Source organism: Vibrio sp. 10N.286.49.C3 (assembly GCF_041469545.1).
Lineage (GTDB): Bacteria > Pseudomonadota > Gammaproteobacteria > Enterobacterales > Vibrionaceae > Vibrio > Vibrio tasmaniensis_A.
In genome coordinates this window covers 77,855-96,081 of the sequence record NZ_JBFRKT010000024.1, presented here as the reverse complement: position 1 = coordinate 96,081, position 18,227 = coordinate 77,855, and the positions used below count along the sequence as shown (strand labels likewise).

Annotated in this window: 14 protein-coding genes; 10 read left to right on the top strand and 4 right to left on the bottom strand. The window is 44.8% G+C overall.

Annotated elements, in window-relative coordinates; all coding sequences use genetic code 11:
- Position 1 precedes the first annotated feature (1 nt).
- Both AB4180_RS11715 and AB4180_RS11710 read left to right on the top strand, forming a co-directional pair.
- On the top strand, positions 2 to 1,699 hold the full coding sequence (locus tag AB4180_RS11715; RefSeq protein ID WP_102249791.1) for an ATP-binding protein: 1,698 nt from the start codon (positions 2 to 4) through the stop codon (positions 1,697 to 1,699).
- Positions 1,700 to 1,876: 177 nt separating this feature from the next.
- Positions 1,877 to 2,494: a porin family protein gene (locus tag AB4180_RS11710; RefSeq protein WP_009847031.1), complete on the top strand. Its 618-nt coding sequence runs from the start codon at positions 1,877 to 1,879 to the stop codon at positions 2,492 to 2,494.
- Positions 2,495 to 2,628: 134 nt separating this feature from the next.
- Here AB4180_RS11710 and pabB read toward each other — a convergent pair whose 3' ends face one another.
- Positions 2,629 to 4,026, bottom strand: coding sequence for an aminodeoxychorismate synthase component I (pabB, locus tag AB4180_RS11705; RefSeq protein WP_102249792.1), 1,398 nt, complete (start codon positions 4,024 to 4,026; stop codon positions 2,629 to 2,631).
- A gap of 254 nt (positions 4,027 to 4,280) precedes the next feature.
- Between pabB and AB4180_RS11700 the strand changes: the two genes are divergently transcribed.
- The 8 genes from AB4180_RS11700 (at position 4,281) to AB4180_RS11665 (ending at position 12,282) form a co-directional block, all read left to right on the top strand.
- The gene (locus tag AB4180_RS11700; protein WP_102249793.1) at positions 4,281 to 5,801 is read left to right on the top strand and encodes a fumarate hydratase; all 1,521 of its coding nucleotides are present in this window, start codon (positions 4,281 to 4,283) and stop codon (positions 5,799 to 5,801) included.
- 160 nt (positions 5,802 to 5,961) lie between these two features.
- The gene (locus AB4180_RS11695) at positions 5,962 to 6,147 is read left to right on the top strand and encodes a hypothetical protein (protein ID WP_004734731.1); all 186 of its coding nucleotides are present in this window, start codon (positions 5,962 to 5,964) and stop codon (positions 6,145 to 6,147) included.
- Between the two features lie 223 nt (positions 6,148 to 6,370).
- Positions 6,371 to 7,744: a YcjX family protein gene (locus AB4180_RS11690; protein ID WP_102249794.1), complete on the top strand. Its 1,374-nt coding sequence runs from the start codon at positions 6,371 to 6,373 to the stop codon at positions 7,742 to 7,744.
- Positions 7,745 to 7,758: 14 nt separating this feature from the next.
- On the top strand, positions 7,759 to 8,811 hold the full coding sequence (locus AB4180_RS11685; protein ID WP_102249795.1) for a YcjF family protein: 1,053 nt from the start codon (positions 7,759 to 7,761) through the stop codon (positions 8,809 to 8,811).
- 187 nt (positions 8,812 to 8,998) lie between these two features.
- Positions 8,999 to 10,543: a transcriptional regulator TyrR gene (gene tyrR / locus AB4180_RS11680; RefSeq protein ID WP_102249796.1), complete on the top strand. Its 1,545-nt coding sequence runs from the start codon at positions 8,999 to 9,001 to the stop codon at positions 10,541 to 10,543.
- A gap of 72 nt (positions 10,544 to 10,615) precedes the next feature.
- A complete protein-coding gene (gene rimJ, locus AB4180_RS11675) occupies positions 10,616 to 11,203 on the top strand; it encodes a ribosomal protein S5-alanine N-acetyltransferase (RefSeq protein WP_009847025.1) in 588 nt (195 codons plus the stop codon).
- 120 nt (positions 11,204 to 11,323) lie between these two features.
- Positions 11,324 to 11,797 (top strand): DUF2947 domain-containing protein, encoded by a 474-nt coding sequence (locus tag AB4180_RS11670; RefSeq protein ID WP_029223788.1) that lies wholly within the window; start codon positions 11,324 to 11,326, stop codon positions 11,795 to 11,797.
- Positions 11,798 to 12,066: 269 nt separating this feature from the next.
- A complete protein-coding gene (locus AB4180_RS11665; RefSeq protein ID WP_009847023.1) occupies positions 12,067 to 12,282 on the top strand; it encodes a hypothetical protein in 216 nt (71 codons plus the stop codon).
- A gap of 172 nt (positions 12,283 to 12,454) precedes the next feature.
- Here the strand turns inward: AB4180_RS11665 and AB4180_RS11660 are convergent, their stop codons facing one another.
- The 3 genes from AB4180_RS11660 to AB4180_RS11650 all read right to left on the bottom strand — a co-directional run bounded on the left by AB4180_RS11660 (position 12,455) and on the right by AB4180_RS11650 (position 18,060).
- On the bottom strand, positions 12,455 to 15,295 hold the full coding sequence (locus tag AB4180_RS11660) for an Hsp70 family protein (RefSeq protein WP_102249797.1): 2,841 nt from the start codon (positions 15,293 to 15,295) through the stop codon (positions 12,455 to 12,457).
- Positions 15,296 to 15,433: 138 nt separating this feature from the next.
- The gene (locus tag AB4180_RS11655; protein ID WP_102249798.1) at positions 15,434 to 17,428 is read right to left on the bottom strand and encodes an Hsp70 family protein; all 1,995 of its coding nucleotides are present in this window, start codon (positions 17,426 to 17,428) and stop codon (positions 15,434 to 15,436) included.
- Positions 17,428 to 18,060, bottom strand: coding sequence for a DUF2760 domain-containing protein (locus AB4180_RS11650; RefSeq protein ID WP_009847020.1), 633 nt, complete (start codon positions 18,058 to 18,060; stop codon positions 17,428 to 17,430). The genes AB4180_RS11655 and AB4180_RS11650 overlap by 1 nt, the downstream gene beginning before the upstream one ends.
- Between the last annotated feature and the right edge of the window lie 167 nt (positions 18,061 to 18,227).

Genomic DNA, 18,227 nt, shown 5'->3' with positions numbered 1-18,227 from the left:
TATGGATCTGGCATCTGCCCAAGAGAAAAAACTGAAACGTCAAATAGCAGCACGGAAAGCGGCTGAAGCCTTGTTGGAGCAAAAGAGTCTCGAACTGTTTGAGGCCAATCAACAGCTTGAACTTGCGTTGCGCCAATTAGAAAAGCGTTCAAATGCGAATATTCGACGGATCGAATTCCAAGAACAAATCGACAACCTGTTGATTGATTTCGGACGCGCGTTTCTGAGGAGTGATCTCGATGACGTGATGTTGTCCCAATTGACGGCGAGTGTAACTAACAGTTATCTAATTGAAGCCAGTCGCTTGGTGTTACCCCCCAATCTAATCCCTCAGTTACAAACCCATGACTATGGTGATGAAACAGTCGAGGTAATAGAGAAAGACATTCAAGAACCTCATTGGCAAGGTTGCTTGCTTACCGTGCCATTAGAGGTCGAAAAAGTGATTGTGGGCGCGTTAATCGTTCAGGTCAGGTTGTTAGATCAAGACTACGAATTCATCCAAAGCCAACTGTTGTTAGTGACGGACCTTATCTGCAGTGCGTTAACTCATCAACTTGCGATTAACCGAAATATTGAATCACGTAAACGAGCGGAAGAGTCCGAAAGGGCAACGCGTGACTTTGTCGCCATGATTAACCATGAATTGAGAACCCCACTCAATGGTCTTCTTGGTAGTGCGGAGTTGATAAGCGACACCGAACTGAGCAGTTCTCAACGTGAGATCGTGAATAACTTGAGCCAATCCGGTGAGTTTCTTAGAACCATCATTAATGACCTTCTTGATTACAGTAAAATCAATGCGGGTATGCTGGAATTAATTCCCAAAACATTTGCACTCCAAGATTTGAAAAATACCATTGATAGTATTTTTACCAATCGAGCGATTGAAAAGCAGATCCAGTTTGATGTCAATGTAACCGATGGGGTACCCAGTCACTTCTACGGTGACTTAGAGCGTATTACTCAATTGTTCGTGAACTTAATCGGCAATGCAATTAAATTCACCGATCAAGGCCATGTGAGCGTAGAGATAAAATGGCTTAACGACCAATTTATTTTTTCTGTTGAGGATAGTGGCGTTGGTATTGCTCAATCTGCTATTAAGACACTGTTTGAACCTTTTACACAGGCCGATAACTCAAGTAGCCGAAATTACGAAGGGACAGGGCTTGGTTTAGCGATTTGTCGCAAGCTAGCTGCGTTAATGAGGGGAGACATTAAGGTAAGCAGTATTGTTGGTTCGGGTACGACATTTACAATTTCACTCCCTCTTCAAGTTGTCGATACACTGGCTGAGCGCGATAGTGTCGCCAAAGGTTTTGAGTCTGAGGTTGAATTGACATTGCTTAAAGTGCTGGTGGTTGATGATATTAAGATGAACCAGATCATCATCCAACAAATGCTACGCAAATACGAAATAGAGCCAGCGATTGCCGGTAATGGTATAGAAGGTTTGGAATTAGCGTCGAATAATGAGTATGACATTGTGTTTATGGATTGCCGGATGCCAGTCATGGATGGTTTTGAAGCGACGAAGAAACTGCGAAGTTCAGGATATAGCCAACCAATTATTGCATTAACCGCTGGTACGACAAAAGAAGAGCGAGAGTTGTGTATTGAATCTGGTATGGACGATATATTGAGTAAACCCTATACCGCTAACGACTTAGTGATAATGCTGAATAAGTGGGGCTAATAAATATCATTGCCTTTGTAGTGAGTGAATATGCAACGTTATTGATTTGTCTCTAATGTCTTGAGTATATTGTCAATGTAACAAGTGAGCTGACAATGCTATACGTTCACTTACTTTATTGGTCGCTTTTATTAATTATATTAAGGAGGTTTGAAAAACTATAAAAATGGATTCGATATGAAAAAAATGATAGTGACGCTTGCTCTAATTGCACCTTTATCTGCAGTGGCTGCACAAAAAGACCCAAATGGTTTCTATATCGGAGTAGGAGCTGGTTCAACTGAACTTGATGATGGTGGTTTTGGTAAGGCCATAACTCGCAAAACCACAACAACTGAAACTGAATCACCTTCTTATAAACTCATTGCCGGTTATCAGATCAACCGTATTATTGGTATCGAAGGCCAATATACTAAATATGGAACGTCTACAACAAAAGTAGGCAGTTCAAAAGCATTCACAACAGATTTTAGTTCAATTAGCGTTGCTGCGAATGTTGGTTATACGTTCGATATTGGTCTTCGACCTTATGCACTTTTAGGTTATAGCTTTTTAAATTCAGAAATTGAAAACAGTGGTAATAATAAATACTTTGCGACTAAGTCATCAACCGTATCTGGTATAAAAATGGGGGTGGGCGTAGAGTATGCAATTCCTGCTGCACCAGCTCTAGCATTACGTGCAGGTATTGATTGGGAAGCAGCTGATATCAAAGTGAAAGATGAAAAGAACAAAGAGTTATCTAACGTTCACACACTAGGCTCATTCTATTTGGCTACAACATACACCTTCTAGGCTAGTGTTATTGAAAAGCTAAGTAGGTGATTGCCCACTTAGCTTTTTTAATATTAAAGTACTTTCCAGATTGGCTTTTTAGCTGTTTTTAATAACCCGTTTTAATAACCCGTTTTAATAAATCTAGATTAAATTTATCTATCAGCCAGAACAGGCAATATTCTACTCAGCTTATCAAGAGTCTCTTGGTACTCAGAAGCACAATCACTATCAAATACTACACCTCCTCCAGCCCAAGCATAAAGCGTATTGTTTTCTGCCACTAACGTACGAATCGTAATGCTGGTGTCCATTCTGCCATTACGGCTGATATAACCAATGCTACCGCAATACGCCGAGCGACGATGAGGCTCTAGCTCCTCAATGATCTGCATCGCGCGAACTTTTGGAGCGCCGGTAATCGACCCCCCGGGAAAGCAAGCCCTTAATAGGTCATGTGCTGAATGATGGACATCAAGCTCTGCCCTTATCGTGCTCACCAAGTGGTGCACAGCAGGGAAACTCTCTATATCGAATAGCTTTGGTACATGAACCGATCCCGGCTTTGCGACTCGGCCAATATCATTACGAAGCAGGTCGACGATCATCAGGTTTTCTGCCTGATCTTTCTCAGCATTCAACAGGTCTTGAGCATTAGCGTCATCAATCATGGAATTTTCAGAACGAGGACGTGTCCCTTTGATTGGCTTGGTTTCAATGGTGCCACTATTGAGCTCTAAAAAACGCTCAGGTGAGACACTGAGAATGGTGCAGCCTGCTAAACGGATAAAACCAGAGAATGGAGCTGAGTTGTACTTCTCTAACTTTTCATAAGCGAGCCATTCACTGCCTTGGTATTGGGCATTGAAGCGCTGAGCAAGGTTTATCTGATAACAGTCACCCGACAACAAGTACTCTTGAACGCTATCGAATTTATTGGCATAACTTTGTTCAGTCATATTGGATTGCCATGGGGTGGTTAATCCAAACTTCTGATGAGTTCGTTCTGCTTGTTCTGCTTGTTGGCTTGGCGATTGTTGTTGAGTTAACCAATCCCAATGGGTATCAATGTTTTGCCCAACAAGGAACGCAGCTTTAAGCTTATGATCAACAATCACAGCCCATTCATATAATCCAACCGCCATGTCTGGTGCAGAAATATCACGCTTAGCAAGAGAGGGAAGAGCTTCTACTCGTCGCCCTAAATCGTAACTAAAATACCCTAAAGCACCACCAACGAAAGGCAGTTCAGGGTGCTCACTGATTGCGGGTAGTAATTGCTGCTGATATTGGTCGAGTAGTTCGAAAGGGTCTGACTCTGAAACCTCGCACGTCTCATTAACATTGACGGTCGTTTTTGCACCGATTGTCTCGAAGGTGGCGATGGGTTGAGCAACTAAAATGTCGTATCGACTATCGACGTGGCTTTCTGAGGCAGAGCGTAATAGCATTGCCCACGGCACGCTTTCAATATGAGAAAACAGCTGTTTAGCTAAAGTTGATTGATATTCAAGCGGCTTGATTTGGATAGAGCGAAATTCGTTGTTATTCATTTGTTTAATTTGTGACAAAGAGTTCGATCACTGCATGGCGTGTGAGAGGAAGCAAGAGTATCATAAATTGAAAATAAAATGGGTTCTTGATTAGAACGGTGCAAACTACATGGTTTAGTTTACAGCTATGCAAGCGATTGCTAAAGCAACTAAATACAGCTCAACATAATAAAAAGCTAAGCCAACTAATCCGGTTAGACAAAAACAGTCAAACCAAGACCCCACATGGAACCAGAACAATAAAGAGGCATGCAATGACGGTTATTCGTAAGCAAGATGTGATCAGCAGTGTCGCTGACGCACTTCAGTACATTTCTTATTATCACCCTTTAGACTTTGTCCAAGCCCTAGAAAAAGCGTACGAGAAAGAAGAGAGCCAAGCAGCTAAAGATGCTATTGCTCAGATTCTTATCAACTCACGCATGTCTGCGGAAGGCCATCGTCCAATTTGTCAGGATACGGGTATTGTTACTTGTTTCGTGAACATCGGTATGGATGTTAGGTGGGAAACGGATCAAACAGTACAACAGATGGTTGATGAAGGCGTTCGTCAAGCTTACAACAATCCAGATAACCCATTGCGTGCATCTGTCCTAATGGATCCTGCAGGTAAGCGTATTAATACCAAAGACAACACACCAGCGGTTGTTCACATTAATATGGTTCCTGGCAACAAAGTTGAAATTCAAATCGCAGCAAAAGGCGGCGGTTCTGAGAACAAAACCAAGATGGTTATGCTGAACCCTTCTGATGATATTGCAGAATGGGTAGAGAAGACGCTACCAACAATGGGTGCGGGCTGGTGTCCACCGGGCATGCTAGGCATAGGCATTGGTGGTACGGCTGAGAAAGCCGCGGTACTCGCTAAAGAATCTCTGATGGAACACATCGATATCCAAGAGCTTATCGACAAAGGCCCAGAGAACGCAGAAGAAGAGCTTCGTTTAGATATATTCAACCGTGTAAACAAACTGGGCATTGGCGCACAAGGTCTTGGCGGTCTAACGACTGTGGTTGACGTGAAAATCAAAACAGCACCAACGCACGCAGCCTCTAAGCCTGTTTGCTTGATCCCGAACTGTGCGGCAACGCGTCACGTACACTTCACTCTAGACGGCAGCGGCCCTGCAGAGCTAACACCACCTAAGTTAGAAGAGTGGCCAGATATAACTTGGGAAGCAGGCGCAAATACACGCCGTGTTAACCTTGATGAAATTACTAAAGAAGACGTTCAAGATTGGAAGACCGGCGAAACGGTTCTTCTATCAGGAAAGATCTTAACGGGTCGTGATGCAGCGCATAAGCGTATTCAAGGCATGCTTGAAAGTGGTGAAGGTTTACCAGAAGGCGTCGACCTGAAAGGTAAGTTCATTTACTACGTTGGCCCTGTTGATGCTGTGGGTGATGAAGCGGTAGGTCCTGCTGGCCCGACAACGTCTACTCGTATGGATAAGTTCACCGACATGATGCTAGAAGAAACTGGCATTATGGGCATGATTGGTAAAGCAGAACGTGGCCCTGCGACCGTTGAATCAATCAAACAACATAAGTCAGTTTACCTAATGGCGGTTGGTGGTGCGGCTTATTTAGTCGCGAAAGCCATTAAAAAAGCACGTGTGGTTGCGTTTGAAGATCTCGGTATGGAAGCGATCTACGAGTTTGAAGTTGAAGATATGCCGGTAACGGTTGCGGTTGACTCTAATGGCGTGAACGCGCACCAGATCGGCCCTGACACGTGGAAAGTGAAAATTGCTGAAGCTGAAAAGCATAATTAACCGACGCCAAAAAATTGTAATTGTCGCTAACTTCAGCGTTTGAATTGCAAATCTTGACAGAAAGTTGAAGACAAAAGTGCAGCATTATTTGCACTTTTGTCTTATTATCAATGATATAGTGATAAACACATAGTTTGATATAAGAACATAGGAGAGAGGAATGCCTCGTTTTATTCAGATCCTACAGATTATCTTGGCAGTGGTGATTGGTGCTTTTGTTGGTTACGACCTGATCTTGAAAGGGATCAGTATCTTTGATAATAAATACGTGACGATTACTTGTGCACTTTGGCTAATCGCAGAGATTGCACTGTTTGTTATCTACAAGTTGATTGAAGACGATTAAGAGTCAGATATCGCAGACAAATTCTAAAGCCCCTGATTATGAATGTAGTCAGGGGCTTTTATTCATCTAGCATTAAGAATGGGTATTGCATACTCACCACTATTAGTAAAAGAACAAGCAAAAGAAAAAGCAAAAGCATACAAACAACCCTAATAGGGAAAGAACATAGGCTAGCCTATCTATTATCATAACCGACTGGCCTAATTATCACGGAGTCGTTCAAATGAAACACCTAACTCAAGAAATGAGTGACTTTATAAGCAGAGGAACGGATTCTCACATTCGAGTAGCGGTCACGGGGCTTTCTCGTGCGGGTAAGACAGCATTCATTACTTCGCTGGTTAATCAGCTTCTTCATACGTCTACCCACAAAAATCTGCCTCTACTTGCATCGGCGAGAGATGGCAGAATTATTGGCGCAAAGCGCATCCCGCAACAAAACATGATGATCCCACGCTTCTCTTATGATGAAGCGATGGAGTCGTTGAATGCACAGCCCCCAGAATGGCCAGTGCCAACGCGTGATGTCAGTGAAATTCGTCTAGCAATCAAATATAAGCCTGCGAAGGGCGCGAAAAAGCTGCTGAGTAAAAACAGCACCCTTTATCTCGATATTGTCGATTATCCAGGTGAATGGTTGCTTGATTTGCCGTTACTGGATATGGACTTTGATACCTGGAGCCAATCTCAGTTTGCCGCGTTGAAAGGCGACAGAGAAACTTACTCGCAACAGTGGAACGCCATGCGTGGTGATATCGATTTGCTAGCAGAAGCGGACGAAAAGAAACTGGTCGCGATTGCCGATAGCTACACCCAGTACCTTCATACTTGTAAAAGTAACGGGTTGCACTGGGTACAACCGGGTCGATTCGTATTGCCGGGTGAGCTTGAAGGCGCGCCTGTGCTGCAATTTTTCCCGTGCGCTGCTCCCGAGGGTAAGTTCTCAAAAACCAGCAACTATGCGGTTTTAAAAGCGCGTTATGAAGAGTATCAACAGAAAGTCGTAAAGGCGTTCTATAAGAATCACTTTGCCACGTTCGACAGACAAATCGTGCTGGTGGATTGCTTACAACCACTTAACGCAGGCTATGACTCTTTCATGGACATGCGTGGTGCGTTAGAACAGTTATTGAAGAGCTTTAAGTACGGGCGAAGCAATATGCTAAGACGCTTGTTTGCGCCGAAGATTGACAAGATCTTGTTTGCTGCCACTAAGGCTGACCATGTGACACCGGATCAACATCCGAACTTGGTATCGCTGTTACAGCAAATGGTACACCCTGCTTGGCAACAGGCGGCGTTTGAACACATCGACATGAGTTGCATGAGCATTGCGTCTATTCAAGCGACCAACGCGGGTTATATCTCGTCAGGCTCAGACAATGTTCCGGCGTTGCAAGGTGTGACTTTGGATAATGTCCCTCAAACCATGTATCCGGGAGAGGTGCCGCGTAAACTGCCAAACAAACAGTATTGGGAAACCAACCAGTTTGATTTTACGAGCTTTAGGCCGATGGAGCAGCACTCTGACGAGCCTTGTCAGCATCTGAGAGTCGACAAGGTTTTAGATTATCTCATTGGCGACAAGTTGAAGTAATTGAGGTAATCAAAATGAGTGAATTAAAAACGAAACAGGTCTTTGATGAACCTTTAAAGACCTCGTTCGATGAGCCGGATAAGAATGAAGTTACCCCAGATTTGGGTGCTCAAAAGTTATTCACGGAACAAGAGAAGTTTGTGCCCGTTGCACCACAAGTGGAAACCGACCTTGATGGAGACGCTGAGCTGCAATTGGAACAAGTGATTCGACCGAGCAAAAAGAAGAAGTGGTTTGGAACGGGCTTACTTGTCGCTTTCTCTGGCCTAGTCGGATGGCAGGCGATTGACTCTGTCATTGCAGCTATTCAAACCGCTGACTGGCTAGCTTTAGGTTGGGCAGGTTTCATCGCTGCCATTGCTTCATTAGGTTTAGGCGCAATAGGCAAAGAGTTGTGGAAGCTGCGTTCGCTGAAAGATCATTTCAGTGTACAAGAGCAGAGTGAAGAGCTGTTACAAAGCCAGAGTGTTGGTAAAGGCAAAGCATTCTGTGAAAACATTGCCAAGCAGGGCGGTATTATTGCTGAGTCACCTTCGTACGATAAGTGGCGAAACAGCATTAACCCAGCACACAGTGATGCAGAAGTGTTGGATATGTACGATGCGTTGGTTGTTGCTCAGCAAGATAAAGTGGCAACTCAAATCGTCACTAAGTTCTCGACCGAATCGGCGGCTTTGGTTGCAGTGAGTCCATTGGCTGCTGCTGATATGTTGCTGGTGGCGTGGCGTAATTTCACCATGATAGACAAACTTGCTGATGTGTATGGCATTGAGCTTGGCTACTGGTCTCGTATAAAGCTATTTAAACTGGTGTTAATCAACATGGCCGCTGCAGGAGCCAGTGAACTCGCGATTGATGCGAGTATGGACCTCGTCTCGATGGATCTTGCAGGCAAAGTCTCAGCTCGAGCAGGGCAGGGCCTAGGTGTCGGTATCCTCACTGCGAGACTGGGCTTAAAAGCCATGACATTGCTGCGTCCTATGCCTTGGCATAATGAGCGAAAAGTAAAACTCTCCGACCTTCGCAAAGCCGTTCTTTCTGAAATAAAGCGCATTACCTTAAAGTAAAGCGAAGTGCTTAAAATTGAAATGTAGGAAATAAAGCGAATTACCTTCCTATAAAGTCTATATACACAAGGAAGTTGAGTGATTTGCGAGCGAAGAGTAAACATATGTTTACTCTTCTTCTTGACTGAACTTAGAGCTTAATTCACACTACTGTCAACTTATCCTGACACCTATAATAGGACTATTTGTGCGTCTTGAAGTATTGTGTGAAGACAGACTCGGCTTAACGCGTGAGTTGCTCGATATCTTGGCCTCAAAAAGCATTGATTTAAGAGGAATCGAAATTGATGTTAAAGGTATTATTTACCTAAATTGCCCGGATATTAATTTTGATGCTTTTAGTGAACTTATGGCTGAAATTCGCCGAATTTCAGGTGTGAAGGATGTACGTAAAATCCAGTTTATGCCAAGCGAAAGGCATAACACAGAACTGATTGCCCTGCTGGCAAACCTACCTGATCCTGTGATTGCGATTGACCTTAAAGGCTCAGTCGACATGGCAAACCACGCTGCATTGAACCTTTTCAACAAACAAGAAGAAGAAGTGATCGGTGAGCCACTAGCGACGTTCGTTCCTAGCTTCAACTTCGCTCGTTGGATTGAAGGCGATGTAACGCGTCACCGTGAAGTCGTGGTGCTAGATGGTCTAGATTTCTCTATTGAAATTCTGCCTATTTATCTAGGTGGTGATGTCAACGAGGCGGTACTGGCGAGTGCAGTAATGACGATTCGTTCTTGTAACCAAGAAATGAACGCGCCAGACGCCATCCCTGAACAGAATAACCTAGGTTTTGAACACTTTGTTGGTGTCTCTAATCGCCATAAAGCCTTGATCAGTCAAGCTAAGAAACTGGCCATGCTGGATCAACCTCTGCTTATTGAAGGGGATACAGGTACGGGTAAAGAGATGCTGGCGAAATCGTGTCATAACCGTTCAAATCGATCTTCTTTTCCATTTTTGATTCTAAGCTGTGCATCAATGCCTGATGACGTAGCAGAAACGGAATTGTTTGGACATGCACCGGGCTCATTCAACCATGAGCAAGGTCATAAAGGCATCTTTGAACAAGCGAATGGCGGTACGGTATTCTTAGATGAAATCGGCGAAATGAGCCCGCATCTACAAATCAAACTGCTGCGTTTCCTACAAGATGGTTCATTCCGTCGTGTTGGTGAAGAAGAAGAGATGCACGCGGATGTTCGTATTATCGCATCGACGCGCCATCGCCTTTCTGAATTAGCCGACTCGGGCTCGTTTCGTGAAGATCTGTTCTACCGCTTGAACGTACTGACTTTGTCGATTCCTGCTTTGCGTGAACGTTCAAACGATGTTGCGCCATTACTGGAGCTATTCGTTGCAAAGTACGCACAGCAGTTAGGTATGTTGAAACCAAAGTTGACTCAAGAACTAATCGATCAATTAGGCAACTACCAATGGCCGGGCAATATTCGTCAGTTAGACAACATGGTTCTACGTGCACTAACAGAGTTGGATTCAGATACGTTAACGGTTGAGCAATTCCACCTGCCACAGCTTGACACTATGACTGCTGGAATGGCGAATTTAAGCTTAGACGGCTCGCTTGACGAGATCATGAAAGACTATGAATCTCAGATTTTAGAGAAGCTTTATCAGTCATTCCCATCAAGCCGTAAGCTTGCTAAACGTTTGAATGTATCTCACACCTCAATTGCGAATAAGCTTCGTGATTACGGTATCAGAAAGAGCTGATGATATTAGACTGCTAAATTCGGTAAGAGTGAGGCGGTAACGAAAAAGAGACAAAAGAATAAGAACAAGATTATGGAAGATTCGAGTACGCAGCAACGTATTGATAAACGTGATGGCAACCTAATTTTACGAACGGCTGAGATCTATGATGCGAGCATGATCAGTGAGTACTTTCAGGTGAACAGAGAGTACCTTAAGCCTTGGGAACCGACCCGAGAGGATGCGTTCTTTGACAGAGCGGATTGGGCTCAACGGCTGATTAAGTTAAACGAACTCCATAAATTGGGGCTAGGCTATTATTGCTTGTTGATTAATGCCGATTCAAATGAAATGTTAGGTACCATATCGTTCAGTAATTTGTCTCGTTTCCCGTTCTACGCTTGTAATGTCGGTTACTCATTGGCGCAAAGTGCACAGGGCCACGGTTACATGCGCAGAGGCTTGAGCATGGCTAAAGACTACATGTTTGATGTGCAGAACATGCACCGCTTAATGGCGGGCTATATGCCTCACAACGAACGAAGTGCGGGTGTATTAGAGCATCTTGGTTTTGTTCGAGAAGGTTTTGCCAAAGATTACCTACAGATTAACGGTAAATGGGAAGATCACGTGTTGACGGCACTGGTAAACCCAAACTGGCAAGATAAACGCTCCGTGTGAGTGTCAAACATTGAATTTAGATACAGCGGAGAACATAAATAAAATGAAGTCATCGCTGTATCGAAAGAACATATAGGCATGGTAAGCCCATAAGCCTGAGAAGATATTTGAGGAATTTTGATGTCATATACAACTTTGGAAGAATACCAAAGAAAATGGATTTTCACTCACCAGTCAATGCCACTACCCGCTGAAGATTTGGAAAAGATAAAACCAATGACACAGGCAAGGGCATCTCAGTTTTGGAAAGAGAACGTGAGCCCTCAAAGCCCGGATGCAGAAAGACTAAGTTCGCAAGATTGGCCAAGCAAAGCGTCGAACTGGAATGAAGAGATCAGCTGGATGGCAAATTGGGAAGCCGATGAACCTGAAATGCCAGAAGAAATCCTTAACTTCATTGATTGGCAAGATGACGTAACTGTTTATTTTTGCTATGAAAAATACAATGTACTTGAAACCAAATGGTCGGTTTTCAAGAAGCATTGGAAAAACTTTTTGTTCTACGATGATGGCCCGATTCTACTAGGTCGCCGCCGTTCAGAAGCACTTTGGTTTGCTACAAATGGTACCGTTAAAATTGGCAACCGTGCTTAAGTTCGGTGTGATTTAATCGAGCGAGTGTTGACGATCCGATCAACAGATAGACAGACAAAAAGCGAGCATTGAGCTCGCTTTTTTTATGCCTAACGATCTTCGAAGATCACCGGGAGGAAACGATTATTTTACCTCAGCTGAGGATGACTATTTTTACAGACATAGAGGCAGTTAAATTTCGAAATTGAGATCGCTATCTCATTGGCTTAGTTGAAGTTTTGTGGGGTTGAGCTATCTTTATATTACTGCCTTAGTGGAGGTGAAGTATTATGATTTGGGATACTCTCGAACGTGTAAATAAACTTCGCAAGGAAGCAATGGAAGATCCAGAGTTTTTGGATTCAGCAAAAATGCATGAGGAATGGCTTTTAAGCGAAACTCATAATCAATTGAACCAAGGAGCTAAAGAGAAGAAACCGAAAAAGTTATCTGATATTTATGAAAATACGGATTTTCCTATCAACCCAACAGGTACGAAACATTAACAATGATGAACTGCAATACGGCTAAGGCTCTTAACCAAGATGCGATAAGTCGACTAAACATACCAGCCTTAAGCCACCAATAAAAAAGCCACTTTCAACGAATCGAAAGTGGCTTTTTCTTTTCTCGTTAGCTTCTTTACTCATTAACAACTAAAGCTAATCGTTTTTAAACCTAGTTATTAATCAGGCTTAACCCGCTTGGTAATGCATCACCAAATACGCGTTTAGACTCGCTCTCAGAAAGTTCAGTGACTTCACTCACTAGCGTTAGCCATGAATCAGGTACCTTGCTTTGCTTTAATTTATCAAGAACTTGAGCACGGTAGTCATCAGAGATATCGAACTGACGGTCACCCGTCTTACGGCAAATCATCACTGCCGCGAAAGCAATCATCTGCTCTTTCTGCCAATTCTGGTCAAGCAGCTTTGGTAACCACTGTTCTGCTTGCTCTCTTGGAATGACGCTGTGTTGGCTTCCGTATAAAGGTGTACGAGACGCTAAGCGACCCAGAGCCCACCAGTGAGCCTGTTCGAACTGATTATGGTTAATTGCTTTGCTCAAGAACCATGTAGCCAATAGAACTTTATCTTCCACCTCGAGTTGCTCAAGGGACGCTGCCAATCTCACCATGGCCTCATAGCCATTGTCTTGCGCATCTTTCGCTGTCTTAGGGTTCTTCATTGCACCTGGGTGAAGGTACTTCGCGATATCAGCCAAGATGGTTTCTTGCTGTTCTTGATTCAGGCCACCCGCAACACGACGCCAGAATACCCACCAGTCCGTCCAACCTTGGTGGTTCTGGAACTGAATGTTTTGTTGGTAAAGGCCCCAAATTTGTTCGATACGCCATGAGTCAGTCGGATCGCCAAAGCCTGGACGCAGCGAGTAACCCGCCAAACGCAGCCAGTTCTTCTCGTGTGCTTCTGAACGACGACGGCGTTTACGACCTAATGAAAAGGTATCAAACAGATGGCGAAGGGTCGTGAAGTCCCATTCATCACGCTTACCGAGTCGTTTCTCAAGATCTTTCGATAGTGTTTTGATCTCTTTCGATTCAGCACTCTTCTTGTTGCCGCTGTACAGACGAGAAATCAATTCCTTACATTCATCCAGCCTTGGGTGAAGTTTAGCGGTATCAGACTCATCGCCTTGCTTGTTTCTGACTTCAAACTCGAGCAACCAACGTTTAGAGTCATCTTCTGTACTCACACACTCCATTTTCAGTGTGCCGACTTCTGTTAATTGACACGCGAGCAATACTTCGACACGTTCTTTTTGGTTGGCTTGGAGCTCTGCAGTACCTGAACCTTCCAGTGTTGAAATATACGGTGGAAGAGGGGAGAACAAGTCAGCGTCGACATTGACCATCACACCATTTTGAATAGCGGTGTCATGAGCAATTTGATCGTGGGTTGAAGTCAGTAGATTAAATCGTACTGGCTCACCTAAAGTCAGCGAGAAACGACGGCTGTTTAAGCGTATCTCTTGGCCTTCTTCAGTACCTTTGGCAAGCAGACAAAGCGCTTTGCCCATCTTGTTCTTCTCTTGTAGATGCAAGAAGTAAGAACGAGCGGCACCGCCACCGATTTTCAGTTGTGCACCACGGCGTGCTTTACCAAAAGCTACAGCACCAAGGGCTACAGACCAGTCAGGGTGAGGGTTATCTAAGACGGTGATTGGTGCACCGTTCCAATTGCCAAGTAACTGAGTAATTCGCTCTGTTACCAGTTCACTGTTGAACACACCACCATTGAGTAGCACACCAACAGGAATTGCAGGTTTGGTATCATCAAACTCAACAGAGTCTGACTTTTCCAATGCGGCTTTAGATACTTGCTGGTGGGTCGCTAGGAATTCGGCAACGTGCTTACTTACAGCAGGGTCAGCAGCGTAGGGCAGGCCGAACTCAACCACCGCGCTGCGGCGTTTGTCTGGCACTTCAGTGAATTCAGAAAGTGGGAAGAAACCTTCCAGAGCAATCTGATGAACTTCTTGTTTGGTTAAACCAATACTCTTGGTACCACCAAGCAGTTTTGAACCACTGCCCAGCATGGTGATCTTTACATCGTCTGGCGCATCAGCAGAAAGCAGGCTCTCTTTTGCGGCGCGAGTCTGCTGAATAAGCTTGGTTAGGCTAGACGCATTCAGCTTTTTGTTTTGATTGAAGCGTTGCTCTGCAAGGTGAGCAAGGGCCAAATCGAGGTTATCGCCCCCTAGCATCAAGTGTTCGCCGACCCCGATACGGTCGAGTGCGAGCTCTTGGTCATCGCTATTGCTTGAGTTGAAGCTAGCTTCGATCAAACTTAAATCGGTAGTACCGCCACCAACATCACACACTAGAATCAGCGGGATCTGTTGAAGTTCATCTGCAGCGGTTTGTTGGTGGCGTGCATACCAGTCATAACAAACGGCTTGAGGTTCTTCGAGCAATAGAATCTTACCTAAGCCAGCCAGAGCAGCGGCTTCGAGTGTCAGCTTACGTGCTGTCTCATCGAATGAAGCAGGAACGGTGACTACAACGTCTTGGTCTTCAAGCTTATTGCTTGGATTACGGTAGTTCCATGCTTGACGGATGTGGTTCAGGTAGCTTGCACTTGCGACAACAGGAGACACCTTATCGACGTCAGTTGCGCCTGCCCAAGGAAGAATGTCGGAGTTACGATCAACCGCTTGGTGAGATAACCAGCTCTTAGCACTGGATACTTGGCGGCCTTCAACTTTTGCGCCCAGTTCGCGAGCCCACTCACCAACGATGACGTTTTGAATATCGCCTTCAACTAAGTTCGGTTCCCAAGGCATGGTGAGATCGGAAGGGGAGATCTGACCTTGTGCGGGATGATAACGAAATGATGGAAGTAGCGGCTTGCGAACCACTTCACCGGGGCCGATGAGTTGGTCAATATCGAAAAGAGAAACGGGAGCATGTTGTAGGTCGTCGTTGATTTCACAGTAGGCAACCACAGTGTTGGTTGTGCCTAAGTCAATGCCGACTAAAAAACGAGGAGATGCCATACAAAACCTTATTCTGCCAAAGTGATGACCAGTTAATGGATAGTCTTGGTCTTATTATTGTCTTTGGAATGCTTTTAATACAGGGCTAGGGAATCGCATTGATAAAGTAACGGCACCCGTTAAGGTGCCGTTGATTCATTATGCTTGTTCGTTTGAGTCGCTATTCGAGTCTTCACGAACGTCGAACTCAACGTGCCATTTCTGACCATTGTCAGTGGCTATCGCTTCTAGGTATAACGTGCCTAATTCAGTAACACGAGACGCCAAAGTCACCGGAACCACTTCACCTTCGCGACGACCTTCAGAAACAGGCAGTGTCACTTGGATTTCAGGAAGCTCATCAAGATCTTCTGGAGCCCAGTGATCAAGGTGCGTACCTGCTTGGTCTTCACGACGTGTTGTTGAACCGAAGAATTGGAAGTGTACTGGCTGGCCAATCACTAGACCAAACTCTTGACTCGGAACTTGAACGCTTGAGCCTTCTTCCATGCCAAACGGTGCAACACACAGTGCTTCCATTGGAGGAGCCATACCTGGGATAGCTGGCATCGCGCTTTCAATTCCTACGTAATAAGAAGAAGCGATACCACCGCGGATACGAACGCCTTGGCCACGACGAACTGCGCCGTAGTATGAAGCGCCACTTGCAACCGCTAGGTCTAAGTCTAGGCCTGAAAGCTGTTTAGCGAATTCTGCGTCTGCATTAATTAGCCATTCATTGATCGTGTCTGAAAGACGATCAGCAAGTAGGTTAGATTTTAGAACACCACCATTGAACAGTACCGCTGTTGGTTTGATGAAGTCTGCTGCTGGCGCTTCTGGCCCTTGCGCTTCTGTACCGGGCATACCGGGCATGTTTGCAAACGGGTTGAAATCTTGTTGAGCGGCTTCGCTATTTCCAGAAAGCGCATTGGCTTGCTTAGAAAGGAATGCAGCAATATGACGAGTAATACCCGCATCTTGAGCGTAAGGCAGACCCATTTGAGTCAGTGCACCACGAGTTTTCTGTACTGGGTGATCCGTTACAGCGACTTGTGGGAAGAAGCCATCAACCAATGTTTGTTGTACTTCTTGCTGAGTCAGTTCTGTTTTCAGTGTTGCGCCAAGTAGCTTAGAGCCACGGCTTGGAACAACGATCGGCACAGATTGGAGTTCTGCATCGTTTAGCAATGCTTCTTTCGCATCACGACATGCATGAGTCATCGCTTGAACCTGCCAAGGAGCCAGTTCTTTGCCTTCTTGAGCCAGCTTCATTTTCAGGCGGTAAGCGAGCGCTAAGTCCATGTTGTCGCCGCCAAGTAGGATATGTTCACCTACTGCGATACGGTTCAGACTTAGGTTGCCTTCATCTTGTGTTACTTCAACCAACGAAAGGTCAGTCGTCCCACCACCGATATCGACAACAAGAACGATGTCACCAACGTTCACTTCATCGCGCCAAGTATCGTTGCTGTTATCAATCCAGCTGTAAAGAGCTGCTTGTGGCTCTTCAAGAAGCGTTAGGTGAGTAAAACCAACATTACGCGCAGCTTCAGCCGTTAGGTCTCGAGCCGCAGGATCAAACGAAGCTGGAACGGTGATCGTTACATCTTGGTCTGCCAGTTTGTGTTCTGGGTTAGCGTGGTTCCAAGCATCTTTAAGGTGCTCAAGGTACAACTCAGTTGTCTTAAGCGGAGATACCTTTTCAACTTCTTCAGGGCTGCCTGCTGGAAGGAACGCATCACGACGGTTAACACCACCGTGGCATAGCCAAGATTTTGCACTTGCGACCAAACGGATAGGGGTTTTCGAACCTAGGTTACGAGCAATCGCACCGACTAGCGCTTTAGGTTCAGAAGACCAAGGAAGAACGCGAGAGCCCGCATTCATTTCATGTTCGTGCGGCTGGTATAGGAACGAGCCAAGTTGGCTGCGAGTTTCTACGGTACCTGGAGCCGTCAATTGAGGGATTGGCATCACCTCTACACGAGCATCTTCATTGCTTGTGTCGATGTAAGACAAAACGCAGTGTGTAGTACCTAAATCGATACCGACACTGAACTTAGGCGCTTGCTGTTGCTCTTGAGAAGATAGCTCTTGTGAATGCGTCTGTGCAGATGACTCGTGTGATGATGGCTGAGTTTGGTGTTCCATTATAGCTCCACCTCTGCCGGTGCAATCACAGATGCATCGTAGTTCTCAGCAAGCTTAGGCAGGTTCATGTCAGTTGCTTTCCAACCTTTGTGAACCAATGTGCCATTGAACGGTGCATTGCCCGTTACGTTGCCTGTTAGGCGAATTTCTTGAGGGTTGAAACCTTCAACAACCGTGATGCGCGTTTCTTCATCTTCAGTACGGATGTGAGAAAGCGTCACGTAATCAGCTAACACTTTTTTACCGCCAGTGTGAATTACACGTGCTGCTGCGCCAACTTCTTCGTCAGAGAATGACGTTAGGTCTTCTTTTAGGAAGTCAATTAAACGAGCTTCTTGCTGCATGATAGACAGTAGCTGCATTGCAGAATCTGTTGGTGCTGTTGCCAGCTTAGATTCAACTTCTACGATTTTTTCGATTACACGTTCAACTTCAACAACTTTCTCTACTTCGACAATTTTCTCAACTGGCTTTTCAACTTCAACGATCTTTTCTACTGGCTTTTCTACGACTTTCTCAACCACTTGGGTTTTACGAGAAACGGCAATAAGCAGTAGTAAAACGCTTGATGCAGTTAGGCCTGCGTGAAGCATATCAAACGTTTGTGGGATTAGGTTCAAATCAACGATCATAGTGATTTCTCTTTAAAATTGATTTAACGGTATATTCGTCGGTTTAAAGGAATATACAGATTGGAAAGAAACTCGGTAGCACGAGACTGAAACGGTCGCTTTCAAGCTATAAATATGGGTGGATACTAGCATATTCAAGGCTTAAGAGGTGTATTTAATGTTTTCAA

Coding starts and splice junctions, on each gene's coding strand:
- pabB (WP_102249792.1), bottom strand. CDS start 4,026: ATGAATAACAACGAATTTCGCTCTATCCAAATCAAGCCGCTTGAATAT.
- AB4180_RS11650 (WP_009847020.1), bottom strand. CDS start 18,060: ATGATCGTTGATTTGAACCTAATCCCACAAACGTTTGATATGCTTCAC.
- AB4180_RS11695 (WP_004734731.1), top strand. CDS start 5,962: ATGCCTCGTTTTATTCAGATCCTACAGATTATCTTGGCAGTGGTGATT.
- AB4180_RS11670 (WP_029223788.1), top strand. CDS start 11,324: ATGTCATATACAACTTTGGAAGAATACCAAAGAAAATGGATTTTCACT.
- rimJ (WP_009847025.1), top strand. CDS start 10,616: ATGGAAGATTCGAGTACGCAGCAACGTATTGATAAACGTGATGGCAAC.
- AB4180_RS11685 (WP_102249795.1), top strand. CDS start 7,759: ATGAGTGAATTAAAAACGAAACAGGTCTTTGATGAACCTTTAAAGACC.
- AB4180_RS11715 (WP_102249791.1), top strand. CDS start 2: ATGGATCTGGCATCTGCCCAAGAGAAAAAACTGAAACGTCAAATAGCA.
- AB4180_RS11710 (WP_009847031.1), top strand. CDS start 1,877: ATGAAAAAAATGATAGTGACGCTTGCTCTAATTGCACCTTTATCTGCA.
- AB4180_RS11700 (WP_102249793.1), top strand. CDS start 4,281: ATGACGGTTATTCGTAAGCAAGATGTGATCAGCAGTGTCGCTGACGCA.
- AB4180_RS11690 (WP_102249794.1), top strand. CDS start 6,371: ATGAAACACCTAACTCAAGAAATGAGTGACTTTATAAGCAGAGGAACG.
- AB4180_RS11660 (WP_102249797.1), bottom strand. CDS start 15,295: ATGGCATCTCCTCGTTTTTTAGTCGGCATTGACTTAGGCACAACCAAC.
- AB4180_RS11665 (WP_009847023.1), top strand. CDS start 12,067: ATGATTTGGGATACTCTCGAACGTGTAAATAAACTTCGCAAGGAAGCA.
- AB4180_RS11655 (WP_102249798.1), bottom strand. CDS start 17,428: ATGGAACACCAAACTCAGCCATCATCACACGAGTCATCTGCACAGACG.